General features: G+C 45.7%; 24 protein-coding genes and 1 pseudogene. 20 read left to right on the top strand and 5 right to left on the bottom strand.

Annotation, left to right across the window (positions count from 1 at the left end; all coding sequences use genetic code 11):
- Positions 1–5 precede the first annotated feature (5 nt).
- Positions 6–506, top strand: a complete 501-nt coding sequence (locus H4I94_RS04080; RefSeq protein WP_086194901.1) for a Dps family protein — start codon at positions 6–8, stop codon at positions 504–506.
- Positions 507–603: 97 nt separating this feature from the next.
- Positions 604–741: pseudogene (locus H4I94_RS16285) on the top strand (helix-turn-helix domain-containing protein); the annotation flags it as partial.
- A gap of 641 nt (positions 742–1,382) precedes the next feature.
- Here H4I94_RS16285 and H4I94_RS04075 read toward each other — a convergent pair.
- The gene (locus tag H4I94_RS04075; protein ID WP_092819567.1) at positions 1,383–1,703 is read right to left on the bottom strand and encodes an ArsR/SmtB family transcription factor; all 321 of its coding nucleotides are present in this window, start codon (positions 1,701–1,703) and stop codon (positions 1,383–1,385) included.
- A gap of 111 nt (positions 1,704–1,814) precedes the next feature.
- Here H4I94_RS04075 and H4I94_RS04070 point away from each other — a divergent pair, with 111 nt between their 5' ends.
- From H4I94_RS04070 to H4I94_RS04045, 6 genes are all read left to right on the top strand, one after another.
- Positions 1,815–2,231: a YeeE/YedE family protein gene (locus H4I94_RS04070; RefSeq protein WP_261181554.1), complete on the top strand. Its 417-nt coding sequence runs from the start codon at positions 1,815–1,817 to the stop codon at positions 2,229–2,231.
- Positions 2,232–2,648 (top strand): DUF6691 family protein, encoded by a 417-nt coding sequence (locus H4I94_RS04065; protein ID WP_261181553.1) that lies wholly within the window; start codon positions 2,232–2,234, stop codon positions 2,646–2,648. It abuts the gene before it with no gap.
- Positions 2,649–2,650: 2 nt separating this feature from the next.
- The gene (locus H4I94_RS04060; RefSeq protein ID WP_261181552.1) at positions 2,651–3,523 is read left to right on the top strand and encodes an MBL fold metallo-hydrolase; all 873 of its coding nucleotides are present in this window, start codon (positions 2,651–2,653) and stop codon (positions 3,521–3,523) included.
- Positions 3,524–3,591: 68 nt separating this feature from the next.
- The gene (locus H4I94_RS04055) at positions 3,592–4,371 is read left to right on the top strand and encodes a sulfite exporter TauE/SafE family protein (RefSeq protein ID WP_261181551.1); all 780 of its coding nucleotides are present in this window, start codon (positions 3,592–3,594) and stop codon (positions 4,369–4,371) included.
- Positions 4,372–4,472: 101 nt separating this feature from the next.
- The gene (locus H4I94_RS04050) at positions 4,473–4,868 is read left to right on the top strand and encodes a rhodanese-like domain-containing protein (protein WP_261181992.1); all 396 of its coding nucleotides are present in this window, start codon (positions 4,473–4,475) and stop codon (positions 4,866–4,868) included.
- Between the two features lie 54 nt (positions 4,869–4,922).
- Entirely contained in the window at positions 4,923–5,258 is a 336-nt protein-coding gene (locus H4I94_RS04045; RefSeq protein WP_092819707.1) for a carboxymuconolactone decarboxylase family protein, read from the top strand.
- Between the two features lie 318 nt (positions 5,259–5,576).
- Here the strand turns inward: H4I94_RS04045 and H4I94_RS04040 are convergent, their stop codons facing one another.
- Both H4I94_RS04040 and H4I94_RS04035 read right to left on the bottom strand, forming a co-directional pair.
- Positions 5,577–6,254, bottom strand: coding sequence for a type 1 glutamine amidotransferase domain-containing protein (locus tag H4I94_RS04040; protein ID WP_092819561.1), 678 nt, complete (start codon positions 6,252–6,254; stop codon positions 5,577–5,579).
- A gap of 135 nt (positions 6,255–6,389) precedes the next feature.
- The gene (locus H4I94_RS04035) at positions 6,390–7,274 is read right to left on the bottom strand and encodes a LysR family transcriptional regulator (RefSeq protein ID WP_092819560.1); all 885 of its coding nucleotides are present in this window, start codon (positions 7,272–7,274) and stop codon (positions 6,390–6,392) included.
- Between the two features lie 174 nt (positions 7,275–7,448).
- Between H4I94_RS04035 and H4I94_RS04030 the strand changes: the two genes are divergently transcribed.
- The 9 genes from H4I94_RS04030 to H4I94_RS03990 all read left to right on the top strand — a co-directional run bounded on the left by H4I94_RS04030 (position 7,449) and on the right by H4I94_RS03990 (position 18,327).
- Positions 7,449–8,978: a CoA-acylating methylmalonate-semialdehyde dehydrogenase gene (locus H4I94_RS04030; protein WP_261181550.1), complete on the top strand. Its 1,530-nt coding sequence runs from the start codon at positions 7,449–7,451 to the stop codon at positions 8,976–8,978.
- Between the two features lie 11 nt (positions 8,979–8,989).
- A complete protein-coding gene (mmsB, locus tag H4I94_RS04025) occupies positions 8,990–9,877 on the top strand; it encodes a 3-hydroxyisobutyrate dehydrogenase (RefSeq protein WP_261181549.1) in 888 nt (295 codons plus the stop codon).
- A gap of 85 nt (positions 9,878–9,962) precedes the next feature.
- Positions 9,963–11,612, top strand: a complete 1,650-nt coding sequence (locus H4I94_RS04020; RefSeq protein ID WP_261181548.1) for an AMP-binding protein — start codon at positions 9,963–9,965, stop codon at positions 11,610–11,612.
- A gap of 59 nt (positions 11,613–11,671) precedes the next feature.
- Positions 11,672–12,799 (top strand): acyl-CoA dehydrogenase family protein, encoded by a 1,128-nt coding sequence (locus H4I94_RS04015; protein ID WP_261181547.1) that lies wholly within the window; start codon positions 11,672–11,674, stop codon positions 12,797–12,799.
- 22 nt (positions 12,800–12,821) lie between these two features.
- Positions 12,822–13,595, top strand: a complete 774-nt coding sequence (locus H4I94_RS04010) for an enoyl-CoA hydratase (protein ID WP_261181546.1) — start codon at positions 12,822–12,824, stop codon at positions 13,593–13,595.
- A gap of 21 nt (positions 13,596–13,616) precedes the next feature.
- Positions 13,617–14,684 carry an enoyl-CoA hydratase/isomerase family protein gene (locus H4I94_RS04005; RefSeq protein WP_261181545.1) on the top strand — a complete coding sequence of 356 codons (1,068 nt, stop codon included), beginning with the start codon at positions 13,617–13,619 and terminating at the stop codon, positions 14,682–14,684.
- A gap of 70 nt (positions 14,685–14,754) precedes the next feature.
- On the top strand, positions 14,755–16,107 hold the full coding sequence (locus H4I94_RS04000; RefSeq protein ID WP_261181544.1) for an MFS transporter: 1,353 nt from the start codon (positions 14,755–14,757) through the stop codon (positions 16,105–16,107).
- A gap of 236 nt (positions 16,108–16,343) precedes the next feature.
- On the top strand, positions 16,344–16,670 hold the full coding sequence (locus H4I94_RS03995; protein WP_261181543.1) for a hypothetical protein: 327 nt from the start codon (positions 16,344–16,346) through the stop codon (positions 16,668–16,670).
- Between the two features lie 22 nt (positions 16,671–16,692).
- The gene (locus tag H4I94_RS03990; RefSeq protein WP_261181542.1) at positions 16,693–18,327 is read left to right on the top strand and encodes a SulP family inorganic anion transporter; all 1,635 of its coding nucleotides are present in this window, start codon (positions 16,693–16,695) and stop codon (positions 18,325–18,327) included.
- Between the two features lie 302 nt (positions 18,328–18,629).
- Here H4I94_RS03990 and H4I94_RS03985 read toward each other — a convergent pair whose 3' ends face one another.
- Both H4I94_RS03985 and ppk1 read right to left on the bottom strand, forming a co-directional pair.
- A complete protein-coding gene (locus tag H4I94_RS03985) occupies positions 18,630–18,857 on the bottom strand; it encodes a hypothetical protein (RefSeq protein ID WP_092819550.1) in 228 nt (75 codons plus the stop codon).
- 117 nt (positions 18,858–18,974) lie between these two features.
- Entirely contained in the window at positions 18,975–21,053 is a 2,079-nt protein-coding gene (gene ppk1 / locus H4I94_RS03980) for a polyphosphate kinase 1 (protein ID WP_261181541.1), read from the bottom strand.
- 414 nt (positions 21,054–21,467) lie between these two features.
- Here ppk1 and H4I94_RS03975 point away from each other — a divergent pair, with 414 nt between their 5' ends.
- From H4I94_RS03975 to phaC, 3 genes are all read left to right on the top strand, one after another.
- A complete protein-coding gene (locus H4I94_RS03975) occupies positions 21,468–22,214 on the top strand; it encodes a beta-ketoacyl-ACP reductase (RefSeq protein ID WP_261181540.1) in 747 nt (248 codons plus the stop codon).
- Between the two features lie 85 nt (positions 22,215–22,299).
- Positions 22,300–22,644, top strand: coding sequence for a phasin family protein (locus H4I94_RS03970; RefSeq protein ID WP_131273786.1), 345 nt, complete (start codon positions 22,300–22,302; stop codon positions 22,642–22,644).
- Between the two features lie 120 nt (positions 22,645–22,764).
- Positions 22,765–24,534 (top strand): class I poly(R)-hydroxyalkanoic acid synthase, encoded by a 1,770-nt coding sequence (gene phaC / locus H4I94_RS03965; protein ID WP_261181539.1) that lies wholly within the window; start codon positions 22,765–22,767, stop codon positions 24,532–24,534.
- Positions 24,535–24,549: the final 15 nt, after the last annotated feature.

Genomic DNA, 24,549 nt, shown 5'->3' with positions numbered 1-24,549 from the left:
TAAAAATGGCGAGTTCTAAAAAAGAATCTAAAGCGGTGAAAATTGATATTGGTATCTCTCATAGTGATCGTGCCAAAATTGTTGAAGGCTTATCCAAACTGCTAGCGGATAGCTATACCTTGTATTTGATGACCCATAACTTTCATTGGAACGTGACTGGGCCACAATTCAATAGTTTACATAACATGTTTATGACTCAATACACGGAGCAATGGAATGCCCTGGATATTATTGCCGAGCGAATTCGGGCATTGGGATTTCCTGCGCCAGGAACCTATAAACAGTTTGTAAAATTAACTGCAATTAAAGAAGTAGAAGGTGTTCCTAAGGCCGAGGAAATGGTCAGCCTGCTGGTGAATGCACATGAAACTGTTGCACGCACTGCTCGAAGCCTTTTTCCCATCGTGGATGAAGTTAATGACCAGCCTACAGCGGATCTGATCACACAAAGACTTGAAGTTCATGAAAAAACAGCCTGGATGTTAAGAAGCCTGTTAGAAGAGTAACAATCTAGAATTAGTCTGCCAATTTTTATACAAATTGGCAGATAGACCATTGTTCATTTAAGAAAGTAATTTTGCTTTGCTGATTAAATTTATTTCAATAAAGATTAACAAAGCGTATCCATTTAGGCTTGAGCCTGATGCAGAACAGGCGGTGGTTTTAAATAAGCTCTTTGACTCTACACGTCTGTTTGGAATCAGATTTTAGCGATGTCATTTGAGATGTTTGCGAAGAACAAGTTTCTTAGAGCAACCAGCTTAGTGAATCAATTTACCGATCTAAAAAGAATCCTGAATACACTGCTGTCCCACAATTTGAATTTTATTTCAGCACAGAATCAATATCAGGATATTTTAAATTTAAGTATTTGATATTTATTTTTTTCACAGCCTTGTCTTTTCTTTAAAATTTTAAGTCTCTTTGTGTAGGCTGAACCCTACTTTTGACAGACTAAAATGAGAACTCAAAATATATCTTGAGTTCGCAAGAAAAGTCTTTATTCCCCATACACGACGTCCTGAGCCAGTTTTAAGCACTGCTTTAAAACGCAGCGCAAGGATGGGGAATGTGTGGCATCCTTGCCACACTCACATATCTAACACCTGGAATTCAACTATGGGACAGCAGAATCCTGAATATACTTTTTTAGCCACCCGCTCAAATGCTGTGTCGCCACAACTACGGTTTTGTTATCTTGCTGAATAGTCTAAACATTTTAATGACCAGACACGCCAAATGGTCTGTGGAGGGGCGTTAAAGGTCGCCCAGTGAAACAGAAAGCAAGTGAAATCCATGAGCAAATCAACTAAAGGCTTTTGCTTTTAGAATCCCTGAAAAACCTGTTTGGCCAGGAGTGATCTGAAAGTGGGGGAATTATGTCAATCACAATCCTGGCTGCAGTACACTTCATATAGGGTCTGCATGATTTTTAGCACCCGTGTATCGCTGAACTGATAAAAAATCTGTTTGCCTTCCCGTCGTGTCGATACGATCTGGCTGTTTCTTAATACGGTCAGCTGTTGTGACAAGGTAGGTTGATGGATACCCGTACGTTGTTCTATGTGCTGTACATTCAGCTCGCCATCGACCAAGACACAGAGAATTTTAAGACGGTCAGGGTTGGATAAAACTTTCAGACAATCACTGACCAAATCAACTTGTGAAAAGTCCATTTGTGCTTTTAACGGTGCAGCGTTCATGTAGGTGTCCTGATAAGCAATGATGGGATACAAAAAAATCAGCATTTCCGCTTGAATATTTTTATTTATTATATAATATAAAAATATATATTGTAAATGAGCAGATTTACTATGCATGATTTTCTCATCGCATTTATCGGTGGACTATTACTGGGCGTAGCGGTAGTCGGCTATCTCTATGTGCATGGCCGTATCGCAGGGATCAGCGGATTGATTGGACAGGTACTGAATCCACACACAGTGTTTAAAACCCCTGCAATCTGGTTTATGTCAGGGTTGATCGTCACGCCCTTTATTTATGGATTATTTGTCCAGCCCGAGATCGAATTGAATGCAAGTCCGCTGATGATGATCATCGCGGGTCTGCTGGTTGGCTTTGGTACGCGCCTGGGTTCAGGATGTACCAGTGGTCATGGAATTTGCGGGATGAGCCGTTTATCGAAGCGTTCTATCCTGGCCACCATGAGCTTTATGTTTGCCGGTTTTGTTACGGTTTATATCATTCGCCATATCACAGGAGCTTTCTAAATGAAGAATATTCTGGCTTTTATTTTCGGCGGTTTGTTCTCTGTGGGGCTGATGGTCTCCGGAATGTCGAATCCGGAAAAAGTGCTCGACTTTCTGGATCTGTTTGGCGACTGGGATGCCAGCCTGGCCTTTGTGATGATGGGTGCAATTGCTGTGGCATTTATTCCCTTTCAGAAAGCGCTACGCAGTCAGGCACCGAAAACGATCTTTAATGAACCGATCGATTTGCCAAAGAATAACAAGATTGATCCTAAACTGATTTCGGGCAGCCTGCTTTTTGGTATCGGTTGGGGGATTGCCGGAATCTGTCCTGCCCCAAGTTTTACCCTGATTGGTCTCGGGCATTATCAGGTCCTGTATTTTATTGTCGCGATGTTTGCAGGCGTGGTGATTCACCGTAAGTGGGTAGGAGTTTAAGCATGTCAAATTTCCCAGTTGTAAAAGACTTTTTCCATGAAGATACCAATACGTTCAGTTATGTGGTGAGTGATCCTTCAACCAAAGCCTGTGCAATTATTGACAGTGTACTGGATTATGATGCTGCATCTGCCAGCACCTCGACCACACATGCCGATCAGATCATTGCCTATGTCAAGGCGCAGGGTTTAACCGTCGAGTGGATTCTGGAAACCCATGTCCATGCTGATCACTTGACTGCAGCGCAGTATCTCAAAGCTGCGCTCGGGGGCAAGACTGCCATGAGCCAAAAAATTGCGCTAGTCCAGGAAACCTTTGCTGCGATCTATCATCTGGATATCAAGCAATGGAATGCCCAGCAGCTGTTTGACTACCTGTTTGAGGATGATGAGAAATTCCAGATTGGTTCCATCGAGGCATATAACATTCCCACCCCTGGACATACGCCGGCCTGCCTGAGTTATGTCATCGGTGATGCCGTGTTTGTGGGCGATACCTTGTTTATGCCGGATTATGGCACGGCACGCTGTGACTTTCCGCGCGGCAGTGCAGCCATGCTGTTTGATTCGGTACAACGCCTGTTTCAATTGCCGGAAAGTACTCGGGTATTTCTATGCCATGACTATTTGCCAGAAACGCGTGATCGCTATGTGTGTGAGACGGATATCCAGACACAAAAAAACCGCAATATTCATATTCATCAGGGCACGAGCAAAGCTGAATTTGTTGAGATGCGTAACAAGCGCGATGCAGGTTTGAGTATGCCCAAACTGATTCTGCCTTCAATTCAGATCAACATGAAAGCAGGACAGTTTCCTGAACCGGAAGAGAATGGGGTTTCTTATTTAAAGCTTCCGCTGAATTACTTCAAATAGGCAAGTTTCAGGATTAAACCGGCAGGTTCTTTTGTTGAACCACTGGAGTCAAGAGAGGTATAGGGGTGATGTGGTTGATACTGGAAGGGCTGGCCATCGGTGGCTTGCTGGGTTTAACCGGTGCGGGTGGCGGTATTCTGGCTGTACCGGCACTGATGGCAAGTCAGGGCTGGACGGTAGCACAGGCTGCACCTGTAGGCTTGCTGGCAGTGACCCTATCAGCACTGGTTGGAACATTTGAAGGTTTGTCCAAGCGCATCGTGCGTTATCGTGCCGCGCTCTGGATTGCGCTGATCAGTATTCCTTCAGCACGTTATGGCGTGCATCTGGCTGGAATTATTTCTCCCGTATGGCTCACGCTGGCTTTCAGTCTGGTGATGCTGATCATCGCTTACCGGATCTTCTTTAATAAAGTCCATGATCATGTAAATGCACCGTGCAAGGTGAATCAAACGACTGGTCGTCTGATCTGGAATATGAAAACAGCATTGTCTCTCGGCGCTATTGGTGTCGTGGCAGGTCTGCTGACCGGTTTGCTTGGAGTAGGCGGGGGATTCGTGATTGTTCCGGCACTGCGTAAAGTGACTGACCTGGATATGCGCAGCATCGTTGCAACTTCGCTGATGATTATTTTCCTGATTGGCGGTGTCAGTATTTCTGCACACGTACTGGATGGCTTTCAATACCCTGTTTCGGTCACACTGACTTTCGTTCTGGCCTGTATTGTGGGTATGTTAATAGGACGTCGTGCGATGCACCGGATAGACAGTCATCAGGTGCAGAGAATTTTTGCCACGACCGTGATTGGGGTAGCGATATATTTAATCTATTCAGCACTCATGGGCTAAAACAGCGGGTTGGGAATTTAAACTAAAACCGCCTTTAATCTACCTGATCATAGTTTATAAAATATAAATATGATTTTAATGGCTGAGGAACAATGAAAATGATGAAAACTGCAGAACAATTGATCCAGAATGCAAAAAGCCGGATTCAGGAAGTGAGCGTAGATGAACTGTTTGAGGCGATGAAAAACCATAAAACCATTCTGATTGATGTTCGGGAACCGGATGAATTTCAGGCGGCAGCGATAGACCGCGCGGTGAATTATCCTCGTGGTGTTCTAGAAATGAGAATTCACCAGCATCCTGTAGCGAGCCATCATTGCGATACCCTGCAGGCACTGGAACATCTTAAAGATCAGCCGATCTATCTGATCTGTGGCACGGGTGGACGCTCAGCATTGGCAACCGATACCTTACAGAATATGGGTTTTACCCAGGTCAAGTCTGTGCAGGGTGGTTATCAGGCCTGGCTGCAACAGGGCTATCCGGTAGAAAAATAAGCTATGGAATAGGTGAACAACCTTATAGTTGATTGTTGAATGCGAGAGGCAGTGATGAAATACAAAGAATTAACCCAGAACATTTCAGGCAGTTTAAGAACCCTAACTCAGGATTCACCTGATTTAATGAAAAGTTTTAATCAGTTGTCCCAGACGGCTATGCGCGACGGCGTGATTGATCCCAAAACCAAGGAAATGATTGCTCTGGGGATTGGTGTTGCATCGCGTTGTGATGGTTGTATCGGTTTTCATGTCAGAACCCTGGTTAAAATGGGGATGACCCTGCAGGAGCTGGAAGAGCTTTTAGGTGTGGCTGTATATATGGGTGGCGGACCGTCATTGATGTATGCCGCAAATGCACTGGATGCCTTTAAAGAGTTTTCCAGCTGATTGGATATGGGTCCAAGGGAAGGCTGGCGATCCTGCCGAGCATAGAATGAAGCTCATGCAATAACAGCTGGATAAATCACAAAAAGCTGATGATTGGGGCTTCCTGGTATTGATCTTGATACTATTTCCTCATGCTAAAAGTGCGCTTCAACAAGCGCACTTTTTTTGGCTGTATCTTAAAACTTAACCGACCACTTCTTGAGCAGGTTTACTGATCCGGTTGCTGCATATGCTATTTTGATGAATCTGAACAGATCCTCTGCATCTCCCCTCAAAACGACATATTGATAAGAGCTTGTTTCTACACCTGACTTGACTCTATTGGAGTAATTTTAGCAGTGCTTCTGCGGTTGCGGCAGAAGAAGCCGGGTTTTGTCCGGTAATCAGCAAGCCGTCTTGCTGTACATGCACCTGCCAATCCTCAGCTTTAGAATAATGCCCGCCATTTTCCCGGAGCATGTCTTCGACCAGAAAGGGAACAATTTCGGTCAGGCCAACCGCTGCTTCTTCAGTATTGCTAAAACCTGTCACTGATTTGCCTTTTACAATAGGCTGGTCATCAGTGCTTTTTACATGACGGAGTACACCGGGTGCATGACACACCAAGGCCACCGGTTTATTCGCTTGCAGGGTTTGCTCAATCAGGGAAATCGAGGTCTGGTCTTCGGCCAGATCCCATAGTGGACCATGACCACCCGGATAAAATACCGCATCAAAATCGGCAATAGAGATTTCACTTAGTTTCCGGGTATTCGCCAAGGCTTGCATGGCCGATGAATCTGCTTCAAAACGCCGGGTAGTTTCGGTTTGGGCATCTTTTTCATTACTTTTCGGATCTAACGGGGGCTGGCCGCCTTTTGGAGAGGCCAAGGTGACTTCTGCACCGGCATCCACAAAGGTGTAGTAAGGCGCAGCGAGTTCTTCCAGCCAGAAGCCGGTTTTCTTACCGGTCGTGCCCAACGTGTCATGTGAAGTCAAAACCATCAGAATGTTCATATTATTTTCCTGTCTTTTTTAACGTTTATATGCATCATCGCAAGTTAATTTAACAATTCGCGGGCATGTAGATTGTTGTGATCCGTTCATTTGCTGTATCGGGATGTTGTTATTGAAATTGATGCAAGCTGTGATTTATCTGCCCATTAACAGTCCTTGCTGAACATCGGCCTGTTTACGCAAAAAATCCCACACTAACTTAATTCTAGGCTCATGTTGTAAATCAACTAGGGTGAGCATCCAGAAAGTATGGGTAAAGCTCAGCTGATCGCCCAGAACTTCTTCCAGTTCGCTTTTATCATGCACTAGAAATCGCGGCAAAATGGCCAGTCCGGCACCTGCACGCACTGCAATCTCCTGCGCCAGAATGCTGTTACTGCGAAAACAGGCGCTGACTTGCAGAGGCAGACGTTCCAGCGAATACAGCGCCGCGCTATAAACCAGGTCATCAATATAATCGACAAAACGGTGCTGTTTCAGATCCTCCAGTTTTTGAATGGGCGGATTTTGTTGTAAATAATGTTTACTGCCATACAGCTTTAGACAGTAATTGGACAGCCGGGTAATGATATACGGTCCGGATTTGGGCCGGTCGATGGAAATGACGATATCCGCTTCACGATGCGAGAGCTTGATGGTTTTCGGCACCGGAATCAGGTCAATGGTCAGCAACGGATAATGCTGGGAAAATTCTGCCAGCAGACCTGCCAGAAATGCCGTGCCGAAGCCTTCCGGCGCGCCGATACGCACCCGACCTTGCAAGGGGTCATGGCGCTTGTCAATCTGGATAAAAGACTGTTCCATCTGTTCCACACGCGGTACCAGTGCCAGACCTTCCGAAGTCAGCTCATAACCTGTTGCTTCGCGCTTAAACAGCTGCGTACCAAGGGTATTTTCCAGTGCCTGAATGCGCCGTGCCACGGTGCTGTGTTCGACCCCGATCAGGCGGGCTGCGTTGGTGAGCGTTTTAGCACGCGCCAAAACCAAAAAAAAGCGTAAATGATCCCAATCTACTTTCATCTTCTATTTAACATCCTGTTAAATCCTGTGCATATTTGCACAACCATCGTGCATCAATTTCTATTGGTGGTCAAAGTGTTCTTTGTTAGTCTGCTGAAACAGCGTAAAAAAATACGTTAAAAAAAGCCAGTAAAGGCAGAGACAACGACAATAACAAACCAGCACGGAGCGACCATGAACGCTATTCATCATCCACAGCAAAGTACCGGATTCACCACGGCCAAATTATTGATTAATGGTGAATTTGTCGAATCCAAAACCAGCCATTGGCAAGATATTGTCAATCCTGCGACTCAGGAAGTTTTGGGTCAGGTCCCATTCGCAACCCCTGAAGAAGTCAATGCTGCGATTGCGGCTGCGCAAAATGCCTTGGCCAGCTGGCGCCAGACCCCAATTCAGGCTCGTATGCGCATTATGCTGAAACTGCAGGACCTGATCCGCAGTAACTTGAAAAGCATTGCCCAGGTCTTGACTGCTGAACAGGGCAAAACCCTGGCCGATGCCGAGGGGGATATCCAGCGTGGCCTGGAAGTAGTGGAGCATGCCTGTTCTATCGGTACGCTGCAAATGGGGGAGTATGTGGAAGGCGTGGCACGTGGGGTCGATACCTATACCTTGCAGCAGCCGCTGGGTGTCTGTGCCGGCATTACCCCGTTTAACTTCCCGGCAATGATCCCACTTTGGATGTTTCCGATGGCGATTGTTTGCGGTAATACCTTTGTATTAAAGCCTTCGGAACAGGATCCCCTGTCGACCATGATGCTGGTTGAGCTGGCGATTCAGGCCGGTATCCCTGCTGGTGTGCTGAATGTGGTGCATGGTGGTAAAGAGGTGGTCGATCTGCTGTGTACCCATCGTGATATCAAAGCCATCTCTTTTGTCGGTTCAACCGCAGTCGGTACGCATGTGTATAACCTGGCAGGCCAGCATGGCAAACGTGTGCAGTCGATGATGGGCGCCAAAAACCACGTGGTGGTGATGCCGGATGCCAATAAAGAACAGACCCTGAATGCCTTGGTCGGTGCAGCTTTTGGTGCAGCAGGTCAGCGTTGCATGGCACTTTCGGTGGCGGTGATGGTCGGTGAAACCAAGCACTGGGTCGATGAACTGGTCAATAAAACCAAGACCTTAAAGGTGAATGCCGGACATGAACCGAATACCGATGTGGGACCGGTGATTTCAACCCGTGCCAAAGCTCGTGTAATCGATTTGATTAACAGTGGTGTTGAACAGGGCGCAGAACTGCTGCTGGATGGCCGTAATGTAAAGGTTCCAGGTTATGAGCAGGGTAATTTTGTTGGACCAACGATTTTTAATCAGGTCACGACCGAGATGCGCATTTACAAGGAAGAAGTGTTTGGTCCGGTACTGGCCATCATGCATGTCGATACTTTGGAACAGGCGATTGCACTAATTAATGCCAATCCCTTCGGTAATGGCGTTGGACTGTTTACCCAAAATGGCAATACGGCGCGCACTTTCCAAAACCAGATTGATATCGGTCAGGTCGGTATTAACATTCCAATTCCGGTACCTGTGCCTTTCTTCAGCTTTACCGGATCACGCGGTTCAAAACTCGGCGATTTGGGTCCTTATGGCAAACAGGCAGTGCAGTTCTATACCCAGACCAAAACCATTACCAGTCGCTGGTTTGAAGATGACCAGGAAACCACTGGTGTGAATACCACCATTAGTCTGCGTTAAGGGGCATCAGCATGAAAATTGCATTTATTGGTCTAGGTAATATGGGCGGCTCGATGGCGCAGAACCTGCTCAAGTCGGGACATCAGGTGCTGGGTTATGACCTGAGTGAAACAGCGCTACAGCAGTTTGCAGCAGCCGGTGGCATTGTCTGTGACAGTCCGCAAGCTGCCGCCAAACAGGCAGAGGTCGTAGTCAGCATGCTGCCTGCCGCCAAGCATGTCCGTGAAGTTTATCTGGGTGAAAATGGCATTCTGGATGTGCTTCAAGCCGGCAGCCTGTGTATCGACAGTAGCACCATCGACCCGCAAACCATTCAGGACATTGCCGCAGCAGCGCAGGTCAAACAGGTTCGCGTCTGTGATGCACCGGTATCCGGCGGCACTTTAGGGGCCAAAGACGGCACTTTGACCTTTATGGTCGGTGCCGATGATGCCACCTTTGAAGCCGTCAAACCGGTCCTGAGCTGTATGGGTAAAAATCTGGTGCATTGTGGTGCTGTCGGAACAGGACAGGTGGCCAAAATCTGTAATAACCTGATTCTGGGCATTTCCATGACTGCCGTTGCAGAAGGGATGGCGCTCGGGGCCAAGCTGGGCATTGATCCGCAGGCACTGGCTGGCGTGATCAACAGCTCCACCGGTCGTTGCTGGAGTTCTGAAATCTATAATCCCTGGCCGGATATCTGTGCCAATGCACCATCATCACGGGGGTATACCGACGGTTTTGCCGCACAACTGATGCTGAAAGATCTGGGCCTGGCGGTCGATGCCGCAGAGCAGGCCGGGCAGCCGGTGGTTTTGGGCAGCATGGTACAAAAACTTTACCAACAGCTGTGTCAGGACGGTCATGCCCATCTGGATTTCTCCAGCATTATGCATCAATACACCACACAAGCTTAAAAACTTAGTAATCCAATGGAGCAAGGATTCGCTTCATCAATAATACCTTGTCAGTAATAACGATAAATTCAGGCTGAGGTTGAACATGTTAGATTATCAAAAAACGGTTGAAAATTTTGATTTAGATGCGGTGGCAAAGCAGTATTTGTCCGGTTCAATGCAGGCGGTGAATGCCTGTTATGAATGCTGTGACCGGCATGCCGATTCCGATGCGATTGCCTTGTACTGGTATGGCAAAGATGGCCGCAAAGAAAAATACAGCTTCCGCGAACTGAAGAAGTATTCCATTCAGTTTGCCAACTTTTTAAAGTCACAGGGCATTGGCAAAGGCGACCGCGTTTCCGGCTTGTTGCCGCGCACCCCGGAACTGATCATCACCATTCTGGCAACATGGCGCATTGGTGCAGTCTATCAGCCTTTATTTACCGCCTTTGGTCCCAAAGCCATTGAACATCGCATCCAGCTAGCGCAAAGCAAGCTGGTAGTCACAGACCTGGCCAATCGGGAAAAATTATCCGAGATTAGCCACTGCCCCCCGATTGTGACGGTACAGGCTGAACTGCAGGCCGAAGTCTATCCGCAGGATCTCAGCTTCTGGAGGGTGCTGAACCGGCAAGCGGAAAACTGTGAACTGGAAATGCTGGGTATCGATGAGCCATTTTTATTGATGTTTACCTCGGGTACCACCGGCCCGGCCAAACCGTTAAAGGTTCCGCTGAAAGCGCTGATTGCTTTTGCTGGCTATATGCACAATGCCATCGGTCTCACTAAGGATGACGCCTTCTGGAATATTGCCGATCCAGGCTGGGCCTATGGTTTGTACTATGCGATTACCGGGCCTTTACTGCTCGGACACTCGACCCTGTTTTATGAAGGCGGTTTTAATGCTGAAAGTGTCTGCGATATTGTCCAGGAATATGGCATCACCAATCTGGCTGGTGCACCAACCGCTTACCGTATGATGATGGCAGCGGACCCTGCGCAGATGGCCCAGCTGCGCGGCAAGTTGCGCGTGGTCAGTAGTGCCGGAGAACCGTTAAATCCGGAAGTGATCCGCTGGTTTAAAGAGGTGCTGGATGTGCCGATTTATGACCATTATGGCCAGACCGAAGTCGGGATGGTGGTGTGTAACCATCATGCGCTGGAACATCCGGTGCGTTCAGGTTCGGCAGGCTTTGCCAGCCCGGGTTACCGGATTGCCGTCGTCGATGAACAGGGCCATGAATTAGCTTTTGACACGCCGGGTATTCTGGCGGTGGATATCAGCCAGTCGCCAATGATGTGGTTCTCGGGCTATGAAGAAAGCCGCAAATCACCTTTTGTCGGACACTACTATTTAACCGGAGATACTGCGGAAATTCATGCCGATGGCAGTATGAGTTTTGTCGGGCGTAGTGATGATGTCATTACAACGTCAGGCTATCGGGTCGGGCCGTTTGATGTGGAAAGTGCTTTGCTGGAGCATGACGCGGTGATCGAAGCGGCGGTGATTGGCGTACCCGATCCAGAGCGGACCGAAATCATTAAAGCTTTTGTGGTTCTGGCCAGCCATTCTCCTGCAACTGCCGAGCTGCAACAGGAACTGGGACAGTTTGTGAAAAAGCGTCTGTCTGCGCATGCCTATCCGCGCCTGATTGAGTTCGTCACTGAATTGCCGAAAACCCCGAGTGGCAAGATTCAGCGCTTTTTACTGCGCAATCAGGAAATCAACAAGCAGCAGGCCAAGACAGCATAAGCAGCCAAATTCAGCAGCTTGAATAAAAGACCGAATTAAAGAGATTGAAGGAAGAATCGATGCAATTTACGGAAGAACAACAACTGATTCAGGATATGGCAAAAAGCTTTGCCCAGGAACAAATTAAACCGCATGCCGGTGAATGGGATCAAAAAGGCATTTTTCCTAAAGATGCCTTGGCTCAAATGGGAGAACTGGGTTTTCTGGGCATGCTGATTCCAGAAGAATGGGGCGGTTCAGGCACAGGCACGCTGGCCTATGTGCTGGCCTTGGAAGAAATTGCCGCAGCCGATGGCGCCACCTCTGCCATTATGAGCGTGCACAACTCAGTCGGTTGTGTGCCGATTCTCAAGTTCGGGACAGAGCAGCAAAAGCAGCAATTTTTAAAACCTTTGGCCCAAGGGGAAATGATAGGGGCCTTTGCCCTGACCGAACCGCATACTGGCTCGGATGCTGCCGCCATTAAAACCCGTGCGGTCAAGGACGGCGATCACTACATCATCAATGGTGCCAAACAGTTTATTACCTCCGGGAATAATGCCGGGATGATTATTGTCTTTGCCGTAACCGATCCGGCTGCGGGCAAAAAAGGCATGAGTGCATTTTTAGTGCCGCGTGATACCCCAGGTTATGAAGTAATCCGTGTAGAAGAGAAACTGGGCCTGCACGCTTCGGATACCTGCCAGATTGCCTTAACCGATGTACGCATTCATGAAAGCCTAAGACTCGGTGCAGAAGGTGAAGGCTTAAAAATCGCTCTGGCCAATCTAGAAGGTGGCCGGATCGGTATTGCGGCACAGGCGGTGGGACTGGCTCGCGCTGCTTTAGAAGAAGCCAGCAAATATGCACATGATCGTGTGGCCTTTGGCAAGCCAATCTTTGAACAACAGGCGATTTCTTTCCGGCTGGCCAGCATGGCCACCGAAATTGAAGCTGCGCGACAACTGGTCCATTTTGCGGCCCGTAAAAAAGAAGCCGGTGAAAACTGTTTGACTGAAGCCTCCATGGCCAAGCTCTTTGCTTCGGAAATGGCAGAACGTGTCTGCTCCAAAGCCTTACAGATTTTTGGTGGCTATGGCTATCTGAAAGATTTTCCAATCGAACGCATCTATCGCGATGCACGGATTTGTCAGATCTATGAAGGCACCAGCGATATTCAGCGTCTGGTGATTGCACGCAGTTTATAAGGAATTACAAAGGATTTTTATCATGCAATGGCAAACCATTTTACTCGAACAACGTAACGGTGTAGGACTGATTACCTTAAACCGTCCTCAGGCGTTGAATGCACTGAATAACCAGCTGATTGTCGAGGTCAATCAGGCCCTGGATCAGCTGGAAAAAGACCCGGCCATCGGCTGTATCGTGATTACCGGTTCGGAAAAAGCTTTTGCTGCTGGTGCCGATATTAAGGAAATGGCAGATTTAACTTTTCCGCAAATTTATCTGGATGATTTTTTCAGTCTGGCTGACCGGATTGCCCAGCGCCGTAAGCCTTTGATTGCCGCGGTGAGTGGCTATGCCTTGGGCGGTGGTTGCGAGTTGGCCTTAATGTGCGACTTTATTTATTGCGCCGACAATGCAAAATTTGGTCTGCCTGAAGTTACCTTGGGCGTGCTGCCCGGCATTGGCGGGACCCAGCGGTTAACCCTGGCCATCGGCAAGGCCAAAGCCATGGAAATGTGCCTGACTGCACGGCAGATGGGGGCGCAGGAAGCCGAGCAAAGCGGTCTGGTGGCACGGGTATTTGCCAAGGAAGAACTGCTAGAGCAAACCCTGCAAGCCGCGGAAAAGATTGCCGAGAAATCCTTGCCGGCAGTGATGATGATTAAAGAGACGATTAACCGCGCCTTTGAAGTCAGCCTGGCCGAAGGTCTGCGCTTTGAACGCCGGGTTTTCCATTCCATTTTTGCCGGTGCAGACCAGAAAGAAGGCATGCAGGCCTTTGTGGAAAAACGCCCAGCCCAATTTACCCATCAATAAAAATCATAATAGGAAAAAATAATGAGTGATGAAAATAATTTAGCGATTCGGGTTGCAGGAGGTTTGGGCATCATCAGCCTGGACCGCAGCAGCCATTTAAATGCCTTAACCCTGCCGATGATTCAGGGCATTCAGGCACACCTCGATCAATGGCGTCATGACCCGCAGGTGCAAGCCGTGCTGATCAATTCCAACAGTCCGAAAGCGTTCTGTGCCGGAGGCGATATCCGTTATCTGTATGACAGCTATCAGGCCGGAAATACCCGATACCAGGATTTTTTCGCCACTGAATATGCCATGCTGAGCACATTACGTCAGTTCCCCAAACCCGTGGTCGCGATGATGGATGGTTATGTCCTGGGTGGCGGCTTTGGACTGGCTCAGGCCTGTCATATCCAGGTCACCAGTGAAAAATCACGCTTCGCCATGCCAGAAACCGCGATAGGCTTTTTCCCTGATGTCGGTGCGACCCATTTCCTGTCCCGACTCGATGAAGTCGGTGTATATATGGCACTGACCGGTGAGCAGATCAGCAGCAGTGATGCGCTGTATCTGGATTTGGTCGACTATCATGTTCCGGGTGAACGTTTTGCTGAGTTAGAAGCGGCATTGAGCGCTGCGCATATTTTAAACCCGGTGGAAATCCGCAAAATCATCAGTGCGTTTATCACCCATCCGCAAGAAAGCGAATTACAAAAACGTATCGACCTGATTAACCAGCATTTTTCCTATCCACATCTGGACGAAATTGAACACAGTCTGGCCCATGCCAGCGATGCCCTCAATCAGGACTGGGCCAAGAAAATGTTGGCCATCTTGCAGCAACGTCCGCTGATGGCAAAACAGGTCAGTCTGAAATTGCAGCAGACCGGTCAGAACCTGTCGCTGGAAAAATGTATGCAGTTAGAACGGGATTTGCAGGATATCTGGTTAGATCAGGGTGATTTCATTGAGGGTGTACGGGCACTGATCATTGATAAAGACAAAAATCCGCAGTGGCAAACAGACAATGCAGAATTTGAAAAAACGCTGGAAAAATGCTGGCCCGTCTGGACCAGGCAACATATAGATTCGCTTTGTTATAAATAATCGGAGTTTATTTTAAATAACAAAGTGGGTCACGGATGACGCAGCTCAAAAAAATATAAGAGGGATAGATATGAAACCTGTACAAGAATTACATGTTCAAGCTAAAAAGCCTTCACACCGTTTGGCCGGTATATCCAGTATGGTAGGTACCACCATTGAATGGTACGATTTTTTTATTTACGGTGCCGCGGCCGCATTAATTTTCAATAAACTCTTTTTTCCTCATCTAGATCCATTGATGGGTGTAATGGCTGCATTTGCCACTTATGCCGTTGGCTTTATTGGTCGGCCTCTGGGAGGCATTGTGTTTGGTCATTTTGGAGACAAAATTGGCCGTAAAGCCATGTTGTTGACTACCCTGATTATGATGGGTATTCCCACCGTGCTTATTGGTTTATTGCCGACCTATGAAAGTATCGGCTATTGGGCGACCGTGTGTCTGGTCATTCTGCGTTTTATTCAGGGCATGGCCATGGGAGGAGAATGGGGCGGTGCCGTTTTAATGGCAGTTGAGCATGCACCTGAAGGAGGCAAAGGGTTTTGGGGCAGCTTACCTCAGGCCAGTGCGGGTGGCGGCCTGATGCTCGCATCAATTGCTCTGGGGTTGGTGTCCATGCTGCCAGAAGCCAGTCTATTCAGTTGGGGGTGGCGAATTCCATTCCTTGCCAGTATTGTCTTACTGGGCGTTGGCTGGTACATACGGGTCAAAGTGCCAGAATCCCCCGATTTTGAAAAAGTGAAAGACCAGGCGCAAGAGATTAAAGTACCGGCTTTGCAAGTTTTCAAAAACCATCCTCGAGAGCTTTTAACCATTATTTTTGCTCGTGCCGCCGAGAATGCATGGTTCTATATTGCATCCACTTTCGCACTGGCCTATACCACCACAAAACTGGGGATTCCCCGTCAAAACATTCTGTTTGCCACGATTTGTGGAGGTGGCTTGATTATGATTATGACGCCTTTATTTGGACATCTTTCAGATAAGGTGGGTCAAAGAAATATGTTTATGTTTGGTCTGCTGGTCCTTGCACTTTATTGCTATCCATTTTTTAGTATGTTGGACACAAAAGATCCGCTATTGGTCTGGACGGCAATCGTATTGGCGATTGGTGTGGTTTTCCCGCTGATGTATGCACCGCAATCCCAGTTGTTTGCCCGACAGTTTCCGACTGAAATTCGCTATAGCGGCATTTCAATTTCTGTGCAGTTTGCCGGAGTCATTGGCGGAGGATTAGCTCCCCTGATTGCAACCAAGCTTTTGAGTGTGGGTGGGGGGAGTCCTCATTTGATTATTGCCTACATTGTAGGCATAGCTATATTTGCAATCTTCTGTACATGTTTTATGAAACGTGACAAGTTCAATACTCACCATTCCACAGTGACGGTAAAAAATGCAGCAGAAACCGATTTATCCAGTCTTTAATATCTCTTAAATATCTTAGACTCTGAAATGAAGTGCAACAGAGCATAATTTACTGGGAGGAAGCAAGATGAGCCAGCATCTTGCTTCCAACTGGCCAAAGTCAAAGTTGTACAATCAACTACATTCATCTTGGTCAAGAAGAAAAAGATCAGATTTATCAGCTAGCCATGCTTTAATTAAAACTACTTTTTTTACAGACTTTTATTCAACTGATTTGTTATGCTGTCAAAGGATTGATGGGCATCGTAAAAAACCTGAAAAACATGGATAGCAATCATAAAAAACCTAAACATTCAATTGTATGGCGGGATCAGCTAGAAGCGCAGGATTATCCTGCCGCGAGTTCTGATTTATGTTTATTGTTGCATTCTCCTTCACCGATTGAAAAACTGCTGAACCGGTTACAAGCCGAAACCATCCTTCCGTTTAAAGCCAAAGATATTTTTCATGTGGCACGTGATTTAGGACGGCATCAATTAATTATCGCCGATGGTGATCACCACTTTATGCGTTGTATCTGCAGAATGAAGATGCCCTCATTCCTTGCCAGATGCTTTCACTGACTGTACAAGATTTGGCTAGTGTATGACGGCTGCTAAAAAACTCCCGATTTTTGATGTGATTGCAGGTTTATCTATTGCAGGTTTACTGCTGCCTGAAGCGGTCGCCTATTCCAATATGGTCGGGTTGCCACCGCAAAGTGGTCTGGTGGCACTGGTGCTGGGTTTAGTGCTGTATGGTCTGATCGGAAATAGCCGTTTTGCGATTGTTTCTGCAACCTCATCTTCTGCCGCGGTCATGAGTTCAGGACTGGCAACCATGGTCATGTTTTCTTCACCGGAACGGGCAGGTCTGGCTTACGCCCTGGTATTTCTGTCGGGCATTTTACTGGTCATCGCGGGGTTGTTTAAGCTTGGAGATGTGACTCATTTTATTGCCAAGCCTGTGCTGAAGGGTTTTTCCTTTGGTCTGGCACTCAGCATTGTGGTGAAACAGCTTCCTTCAGTATTACAGGTGCATCCCGTACACAGTGATTTTTTCCGCCAGTTGTGGGAAATGTTGCAAGCCTATTCAAGCTGGAACTGGCATGCCTTAAGCATGGGACTCGGTGTCTTTTTCACCTTACACTTCACCCAGCGCTATAAAACCATTCCAGTGGCTTTATTGCTGATTATTTTAGGTATCAGTTTCAATGTGATGGGCTATACCCAGGCATGGGGAGTCCGTTCTGTTGGGCATTTTGAGCTGGTTTTACCGAGTATTCACTTGCCTCAGTTGAGTATGAATAGCTGGTTGCAACTGGTAGAACTTTCAATGGCCGTTGCACTGATTATTTATGCCGAATCTTATGCTTCCATTCGTACCTCGGCACTAAAACACCATGATGCAATCCAGCCAAACCGTGACCTGATTGCATTGGGCGTGAGCAATATCTGCTCAGGACTGTTTAAGGGAATGGCGGTTGGCGCAGGCTATTCCGCAACTTCAGCCAATGAGTCTGCAGGGGCAAAGAGCAAAAAATCAGCCTGGGTCGCAGCACTGGCCGTGGTGATTTTTTTGCTGTTTTTTCGCCAGTATATCGCCAATATTCCTGAGCCTGTTTTGGCGAGTATTGTGATATATGCAGTCAGTGGACATATTCGTTTTGCCCCATTTAAACAGTATTTTATCTGGCATAAAGATCGCTTGCTGTCGATTGTTGCAATTTGGGCCGTGATTATTTTTGGTGTGCTCAATGGGTTGCTGATTGCAGTGCTGGTGAGCGTTTTAATGTTGTTGAAAAGCTACGCTGTTCCTCGAATTGCCTGGCTTGGACGTCTCAATGGCGGGCATGATTTTGTTGATATCAACCGTTTTCCTGAAGCTGTAGCACCAGATGCTATTTTAATTGCACGACCTGATCATCCACTGTTTTTTGCCAATGCAGAAAAAATCTGTCATGCGATTCTAAAGAAGGTTTCTGAGCAAAATTATCAGTATGTGATTTTAAGTCTTGAAGAATGTCCCAGCCTGGATAGTACCAGTATTGAAGCCTTGTTATTGCTGGCTGAACATTTGCAGGAGGAGGGGATTGAGCTGAAATTGGCGCGCGTACGCCGTTCAGTCGCAGAAACTTTATTGTATGTGAATAGTCCTTTATTCCCCCGCTCGAGTTATGATGCACAAAGTGTCGATGATGCCGTGAGCCAGATAGAAAATCATCGTTCGACAGCAACTTAAGCGCACGGCGTAAACCACGCGTACGATACAACTCTGTAAGAAATCGATCGAGAGTACACCTATACCTGATCGTCCAGTTACAATCAGCAAAATGCGAATCTTGCTGGATGGAAAACAATACACTGATACTTATGGGCAGAACATTTTGCTGTCAGCACACATGCAGTATTTAAAGTATATACTTGTTCAAAGCTGATCCTGACAGTGTGCTATTTTTATTATATCTGTCAGGTTATATCGGGCAATTGATCAAGAGCAATGACATAAAATAATTTACAAGTTTATTAAAAATTTTGCACTTCTTACTTTACTTTAAAATGATGTTTCTCAGGAATAAGTTTGATTTTTATTTTTTTATAAAGTCGTTCTTCGGCATTTTCTGCTGATTTGGTCACTTTATCCGCAAATTTCTGATCAGACATAAGCATGGCATACGTTTTATAGCCTATTTCAAGCGCTTGCGTTTTATTGCCTGCCTGTTCAAACTGTTCAATTAATTTGTTGATTTTTTTAACACTGATATCGTTCATGTAACTGACTCATTCCCTCTTGATTTTTACTTTAGGATTTGATTGTTACAATTTGGTTAAAATGAATTTAAATCACTACAAGTGATTGTCGTTTATACAATAACTTGCAAATTTCCGTTAAAAAATCTGATTCATTAATTGTTGCTGGGCAATGTACACTGCCTGTCCATTACTCGGCTGGCATTGGATCCAGGTTCCATCGGCTTGTAATTCCCATGCACGCCGATTATCTTTGAGATAATTATTCAATCCATCTTCAAGAATTTGTTTGCGAATTTTTTTATTCTCGATCGGGAAACAGGTTTCGATGCGAGAAAATAAATTACGTCCCATCCAATCCGCACTGGCGCAATACAGTTTGCTGTCACCATCATTATAAAAATAATACACTCTGGTATGTTCTAGATAACGTCCGACGATTGATCGTACACGAATATTGTCGGAAAGACCTGCAACTTGTGGTCGTAAGCAACAAATTGAACGAACGATTAAATCGATCTGTACACCCGCTTGGGATGCTTTATACAGTTCATGAATCAGTTGCGGTTCAGTTAATGCATTGACCTTAATAATGATCTGCGCTTTTTTTCCTGCCTTACTGTTTTTAATTTCCTGCTGTATGAGTTCAAGCAATTGTGAATGCAGGGTAAATGGCGCGTGAAACAGTTTTTCCAGTTTTATGGTTTTTCCCATACCGGTTAATTCTTGAAAGATTTTATGGACATCTTCACAAATATCAGCATCACTGGTGAGTAAGCCATAATCGGTATAGATTTTGGCATTGGTCGCATGATAGTTCCCTGTGCCTAAATGAACATAACGTTTAATTTTGTCTATTTCACGACGCACAATCAGAATCATTTTGGCATGAGTTTTATAGCCGACAATCCCATATACAACAACCGCCCCAGCTTCTTGTAGCAGATTGGCAACTTCGATATTTGACTCTTCATCAAAGCGAGCACGTAATTCAATCACTGCTGTGACTTCCTTGCCATTTCGTGCTGCTTCAACAAGGACTTGCACAATTTCAGAATCTACACCGCTGCGATAAAGGGTTTGTTTTATGGCCAACACATGTGGATCACGCGCTGCCTCTTTCAGCAACTTAATGACCGGAGCGAAAGAATGAAAAGGGTGGTGTAATAAAACATCTTCGGTTTTTAATACCTCAAATATGGATTTGTTGCCATACAACGCTTTTGGCAATTTTTGTACATAGGGAGGGAAACGTAACTCTGGCAAATTAAAGTTCGATATAAAGCGGGCCAGGTTAACAGGGCCATTCACCAGATAGAGCTGGTCTTGATCAAGATCAAATTGTTCAAGTAAATAATCGGTAATCATTTCTGGACAATCTTTATTCACTTCAAGTCTGACAGCACGACCAAAACGCCGGGATGAGAGTTCTCCTTTTAAAGCGATTGCTAAATCTTCTACATCCTCTGATACGGTGAGGTCAGCATTTCGCGTCACCCGGAATTGATAACACCCCGTGGTGGTCACCCCGGGAAATAATTCATGAATATGTTGCTGAATGATCGCGGAAAGTAAAATGTAGTGCTCAGCCTCACCAGAAACATGGGTAGGCAATTTAACTAATCTTGGCAATGACCGGGGTGCAGGAACAATCGCTAAATCAATTTTTCGTCCAAAGGCATCGTTGCCTTCCAAAGTGACAATAAAGTTTAGGCTTTTATTGGCTAAACGGGGAAAAGGATGTGCGGGGTCCAGACTGATGGGAGTGACAACAGGTTGAACTTCATGATGAAAATAATCTTTAATCCATGCTTTATGTTTTTGAAGGATATCGCCATGCTGAATAAAATTAACCCCATTTGCTTGAAGTTGCGGCAGGATATTATAGTTCAGTATTTTATACTGTTCCTCGACTGCCTCATGGGCAAGCTTAGAAATTGTCGCCAGTATTTCTGAGATGAATAAATTATCCGGACGGGTCTTGTTATTGCTGGACAGCTCAAATTGCTGTATCAAACTCGCGACACGTATTTCAAAAAATTCATCGAGATTTCGTGAAAAAATAATTAAAAAATTGAGCCGTTCAAGTAAAGGGTATTCCGTATCTTTCGCCTGTGCCAATACTCGCTTATGAAATTCAAGTAAGGAAAGATCCCGATTAATATAAGTTTTTAATGTATGTAGGGGAGAAGTTGAAGGCACATTCAAAGCAGTCATTTATGGCTCTTATATCATTAGATAACAAGGTTCAAATCAATTGAATAAACATTGCTAAAACCCTTAGATGAGACAAATTGATTTTCAGTAGGTTTAAAGAAAATTATTGTATTAATAAAAGGTTAGAATGGAATTCTATGCAATTTAGTATTTTGCGGATATTAAATTACAGATTTGTGAAATTGCCTGTTATTTATTATTTAAGTGTATGTTATTTATACTTTTAGGGAATATATTGCACTATTTATCTAGTTTTTTTAGAGTTACTTAAACCTAGAGCCATTTACATTTGTTCATAAAAAAATCAGTCGCCTGTAATCGAGCCTTAACATAGAAAGGGTTAATTTAAGTCCAGATTCCAAGGAATCTTTGTGAATTCACTCAACCATTTTTCGATTTGCTAAAGGTAAAGATATGTCCGAAAGAAAAGTCGCATTTGTGACAGGGGCACTCGGTGGTATTGGTAGTGAGATTTGTCGTCAGCTGGTGAAGGCAAATTATAAAGTGATTGCAACGGTTGTGCCTCGAGAGGAAGACCGTGAAAAGCAGTGGTTAAAAAGTGAGGGGTTCCAACACGAAGACGTCCGTTTTGTCCTAACCGATCTCACCCATCATGCTGATGCGACGAGCGCGATCCAGGAGGCGATAGAGGCTGAAGGTCGTGTAGATGTGTTGGTGAATAATGCAGGTATCACGCGCGATGCAACATTCAAGAAAATGTCATTCGAACAGTGGTCACAGGTCATCGATACCAATTTAAAGACACTATTTACCGTGACCCATCCAGTCTTTAATCAAATGCTGGAGCAAAAGCAGGGACGCATTGTCAATATTAGTTCGGTCAATGGTCTGAAAGGACAGTTTGGTCAAGCGAATTATTCAGCCGCAAAAGCGGGCATGATCGGTTTTACCAAGGCCCTGGCTCAGGAAGGTGCACGTTCCAATGTTTGCGTGAATGTTGTAGCCCCGGGCTATACGGCAACACCGATGGTGACTGCCATGCGGGAAGAGGTCGTAAAAAGTATTGAAGACCAGATTCCTTTGCAGCGTCTTGCCCAGCCTGAAGAAATTGCAGCGGCAGTCATGTATCTGGTCGGTGAGTATGGCACCTATATTACGGGTGAAACCTTATCGATCAATGGCGGTTTATACATGCAATAAGTCCTGTGCTCACTGAGCCAGTTTTTTTCATTTATTTTAACAATAACTAAATTTTAAACACTATAAATCAATGGAGTAATACCACATGCTATACGGTGATATCTTTGCAAACATGAACACTCAGTACAAAAATATGTTTGAACCTTATGCAAAATTTAACAGTCTGGTGGCAAAAAACTTTGCAGATCTGACCAATTTACAACTCAATGCTGCACGTCATTATGCCGATATTACGTTATCGCAAGTGTTTGCCAACAGTGAAGTCAAAGACATGCAAAGCATGATGAATTGTGGCATGAAGCAAGTGGAAACCATGAGCAAACTCAGCCAGCAAATGATTGATGATGGCCAAAAACTGGCGAGCTTGGCCACTGAATTTAAAGCCGAGTTTGACAAGTTAGTTAGCGAATCGATGCCGAACAATAAATAACGGTTAACACTTTAATGAAGATTGAAGACTAGCGAGCGGGGAAGTGGAGATCACTTCCCCGTTTTTTGATTCCATTCCTGATAGGAAAGTGAGGAATGACCCAGTATGCGGAGTGGTGCAATGCAGCAGAATCTTTTTCAGTTTAATCAGAACGTCCAGCGTTTTTTCGATGTGCATGAAGAAATCTGGAAAAAAGTGCAAGAATTTTACTATGGCGATAATCCGCTCAATGATGCATTAAGCAAAGTCAACAGTGAAGATATGAACCTGTTCTTTCAGGCATTAACCAAAAATCCGGCACGCTTGATCGAGATGCAGAGCAAATGGTGGATCGGTCAGATGCAGATTTACCAGAATATCATGCTGCGCAGTGTGAACAAGGATATCCAACCGCTCGTGAAACCTGAACCGGGTGATCGCCGTTTCAAAGATACACTTTGGCAAGAACCGAATTACGATCTTTTGACCCAGTCTTATCTGCATTTCAGTCAGTTGGTGCAAGAAATGCTCGACGAGGTGGAAGGCATTCCGGATAAAGTCCGCCAGCGGATTCACTTTTTTACCCGGCAAATGGTGAATGCCTTTTCACCCGGCAATTTTTTGTGGACCAATCCGGAAGTCATTCACCAGACTGTAGAGGAAAACGGGCAAAACCTAGTGCGTGGCATGGAAATTTTCCATGACGATATTATGAACAGTAGCAAATATCTGTCCGTACGCATGGTCAATAATGACTCTTTCCGATTGGGAAAAGATCTGGCCTATACTCCCGGTGCTGTAGTCTTTGAAAATCCGGTTTTTCAATTGTTACAGTACGAGGCGACCACCGAAACTGTATATCAGACGCCTATTTTGCTTATCCCGCCCTTTATTAATAAATACTATATTCTGGATTTACGTGAACAGAATTCTTTTGTGAACTGGTTACGTCAGCAAGGGCACAGCGTATTTTTAATGTCCTGGCGTAATCCGGGGGCTGAGCAAAAGGACATGCGCTTTGAGGACCTGATTACGTCCGGTACGGTTGAGGCGATGCGTGTCATTGAGGAAATGACCGGAGAAAAAGAGGTCAATGCCATTGGTTACTGTATCGGCGGAGCAGTGCTTGCTGCGACGCAGGCGTACTATGTAGCGAAACGCTTGAAGAATCCCGTCAAGAGTGCAACCTACCTGGCAACAATGTTGGACTTTGACAACCCAGGCAGTTTGGGTGCCTTTATTAATGAGCCGGTCATTCAAGGTATTGAAACTTTGAATCAACAGGTGGGCTATTTTGATGGCCGTATGTTGGCGGTGACATTTAGTCTGTTACGTGAAAATACCCTGTACTGGAACTATTACATTGAAAACTACCTGAAGGGCAATCATCCATCTGACTTTGATATTTTGTACTGGAATAGTGATGGCACCAACATTGCCGCACATGTGCACAATTTCTTAGTGCGCAATCTGTACTTGAATAATGAACTGATTCAGCCGAATAAGGTCAAGGTCAATGGTGTGGGTTTAAACTTGTCGAAAGTAAAAACACCAAACTTTTTTATTTCGACCCAGGAAGATCATATTGCACTGTGGGATATGTGCTTTAAAAGTTCTACCTATCTGGGTGGGGAAAGCACACTGGTACTCGGCGAATCTGGACATGTAGCAGGCATTGTCAATCCGCCAAACCGCAACAAATATGGCTGTTATACCAATAGTGTACCCTATGAAAACCCGAAACAGTGGCTAGCAGATGCCCAGTTCCATCCAGAATCCTGGTGGTTACGCTGGCAGGAATGGATAGCACCTTATACTGGAGATCAGGTTCCAGCACGTACATTAGGCAGTGCAACCTATCCTGTCAAGGAAGCTGCACCAGGCAGTTATGTTCAGGTCAGTCTATTTTAGCATTTAGGGATTCTC

This window comes from Acinetobacter sp. T_3_1 (assembly GCF_025377055.1).
GTDB classification, from domain to species: domain Bacteria; phylum Pseudomonadota; class Gammaproteobacteria; order Pseudomonadales; family Moraxellaceae; genus Acinetobacter; species Acinetobacter kookii.
The sequence above is the reverse complement of the archived record's forward strand: the minus strand, read 5'-3'. Positions and strand labels throughout refer to the sequence as shown.